At 59.9% G+C, this 2,020-nt stretch carries 5 protein-coding genes; 4 read left to right on the forward strand and 1 reads right to left on the reverse strand.

All coding sequences use genetic code 11. The features are described from left to right. Positions 1–197 (forward strand): peptide-methionine (S)-S-oxide reductase (locus VL202_RS15580; RefSeq protein ID WP_325465010.1); only part of this gene is annotated, 197 nt, incomplete at its 5' end. On the opposite strand, the gene VL202_RS15585 is transcribed toward VL202_RS15580, so the two are convergent. Next, positions 198–1,115 carry an alpha/beta hydrolase gene (locus VL202_RS15585; RefSeq protein WP_325465011.1) on the reverse strand — a complete coding sequence of 306 codons (918 nt, stop codon included), beginning with the start codon at positions 1,113–1,115 and terminating at the stop codon, positions 198–200. A gap of 124 nt (positions 1,116–1,239) precedes the next feature. Here VL202_RS15585 and VL202_RS15590 point away from each other — a divergent pair, with 124 nt between their 5' ends. The 3 genes from VL202_RS15590 to VL202_RS15600 all read left to right on the forward strand — a co-directional run. Beyond that, on the forward strand, positions 1,240–1,494 hold the full coding sequence (locus VL202_RS15590) for a type II toxin-antitoxin system ParD family antitoxin (RefSeq protein ID WP_056328885.1): 255 nt from the start codon (positions 1,240–1,242) through the stop codon (positions 1,492–1,494). Between the two features lie 2 nt (positions 1,495–1,496). Beyond that, positions 1,497–1,799: a type II toxin-antitoxin system RelE/ParE family toxin gene (locus VL202_RS15595; RefSeq protein WP_325465012.1), complete on the forward strand. Its 303-nt coding sequence runs from the start codon at positions 1,497–1,499 to the stop codon at positions 1,797–1,799. Between the two features lie 66 nt (positions 1,800–1,865). Then, on the forward strand, positions 1,866–2,020 hold a 155-nt coding region (locus VL202_RS15600; protein ID WP_325465013.1), incomplete at its 3' end, for a LysR family transcriptional regulator.

Raw genomic sequence — 2,020 nt, forward strand, 5'->3', positions numbered from 1 at the left:
GCGAGCCGGTGGTCACCAAAGTATCGGACGTGAAAGCCTTCTATCCGGCCGAGGATTACCATCAGGACTTCCTGACGCTCAACCCGACCTATCCCTATATCGTTCACAACGACATGCCGAAGATCGGGAACCTCAAGGCCCTCTTCCCGGCAAAGTTCAGCCCCGATCCGGTTCTGGTCGGCAAGGCGAAGGGGTAATCATCGCGTTCCGACGAGCCTACCTATGCCGCAGCACAGATGCGCAAACCCCTCCCGCGCGCCCTCGCTCCTATGGCGGGCGCGCAGCCAGGCATGGATCATCTGCGGTTCGTTCCGATAGGTAACCTCAATCCCCGCTGCCGCCAGGCGCTGCGCATAGAGCGCGGCATCGTCACGCAACGGATCGAAATGCGCCGAGGTGATATAGGCCGGCGGCAGGCCGGAAAGATCAGCCGCCTTCAACGGATGAGCAACGGCGTTTTCCGCCGGCGCTTTCAGGATATCGCGGTAATAGGCGACATCCGCCGTCGACAGGCCCGGTGCCTGCGCCATCTCGACATAGGATCCCGACACGAGATCGCCGCCCAATCCGGGATAGATCAGCACCTGTCCGACAATGCCGGCAAGCCCTTCGGTCCTGGCCTTCAGCGCCAGGCCTGCTGCCAGATTGCCGCCGGCACTGTCGCCGACAACCACCAGCGGCCGTCCATCGGCAAGCAGCCATTGCAGTACCTCGAAGCAATCTTCGAAGGCCGCCGGCCAGACATGTTCCGGCGCCAGCCGGTAATCGACGGAAACGAGCTCCGCCCTAGCGACATGCGCAATTTCGGCGCAGATCGCATCATGGCTTTGCAGCGATCCGACGACGAAACCACCGCCATGGATATAGAAAATCCGCGTCTGCGTCGCGATCTCGGCAGGCCGGTAACGGCGCACCGGAATACGTTCGGCCACGAGTTGATCCTCCCGCGTCAACCCTTCCGGCGACGGCGCATCGAACTCGGCGCACAGCGCATCATACCACGCGCGCTGCTGCTGAATGGAGGCATCCACCGCATCCGCCGGATAGAAATCCTCGCAACGCCTGTGGAAGGCGAGGATGCCGGGTTCGTTGGGGAAAGGCGGTTTGGTTGTCATGTCTGGGCCATCATTCTTCGAAAATTCAGCATAGCGGAAACTCAGGCCGCCTCTGTTCTCGATCCGACAAATTCCCGAGATTTTCGAATATGACAATGTGGTGCGGCCATGTTACCTTTGTCGCATGCGAACAGGAAAATCCATTACCGTCACACTTGGCGAGCAGCAGGCGCTGCTGGATGCCCGACTGCAAGCCGGCACCTATGAGGACGCAAGTCAAGTGGTGCGCGCAGGCCTGCGCGCGCTTGATCGCGAGGAAACGGCCGTGAACAAAACCATGCGCGCCAAAATTCATGAAGCGATCAGCGATCCTCATCCCGACATTCCGGCCGCCGAGGTTTTTGCACGGCTTCGCTCCATTCATCTTGAAAGCCGGTAAGCTTGGCAAATGTCGTCTTCCGACCAGCAGCGGAAAACGACCTTGCGGAAATCTATCGCTATATCGCTGAGAACAGCGGTCTTGAACGAGCCGGCGCCTATCTCGATCGCATAGAGAAGGCCTGCATGGCACTTTCCAACTTCCCTCTTCGCGGCACGCAGCGCAATGACCTTTATCCCGGCCTGCGGATCACCGGTTTCGAGCACCGCGCGTCGATTGCATTCACGGTGGAGCAAGATACCGTTCGCATATTGCGCATTTTCTATGGTGGCAGGGATTTCCCGGAGGACTGGACGGACGGATGATCGGTGCTATCGCTGACCTCCTGCACACCTCTTGCCATTCCCCCCTCCTGCCGTGTTAGCTGAGACATGGCCTTCACCCTCCGTCAACTCCAGTATTTCATCGCCGTCGCCGAACAGGGCAGCGTCACCCGGGCGGCGCAGAATCTGTCGATCTCGCAATCCTCGATCACCGAAGCGGTGAAGGAACTGGAGACCGATCTCGGCGTCGAACTGTTCGAGCG

Origin of the sequence: Pararhizobium sp. (assembly GCF_035497515.1) — a bacterium.
Taxonomy (GTDB): domain Bacteria; phylum Pseudomonadota; class Alphaproteobacteria; order Rhizobiales; family Rhizobiaceae; genus Pararhizobium.

What these genes read in the sequence shown, in the direction of transcription:
- VL202_RS15590 (WP_056328885.1), top strand. Translation starts at nt 1,240, where the DNA reads ATGCGAACAGGAAAATCCATTACCGTCACACTTGGCGAGCAGCAGGCG.
- VL202_RS15585 (WP_325465011.1), bottom strand. Translation starts at nt 1,115, where the DNA reads ATGACAACCAAACCGCCTTTCCCCAACGAACCCGGCATCCTCGCCTTC.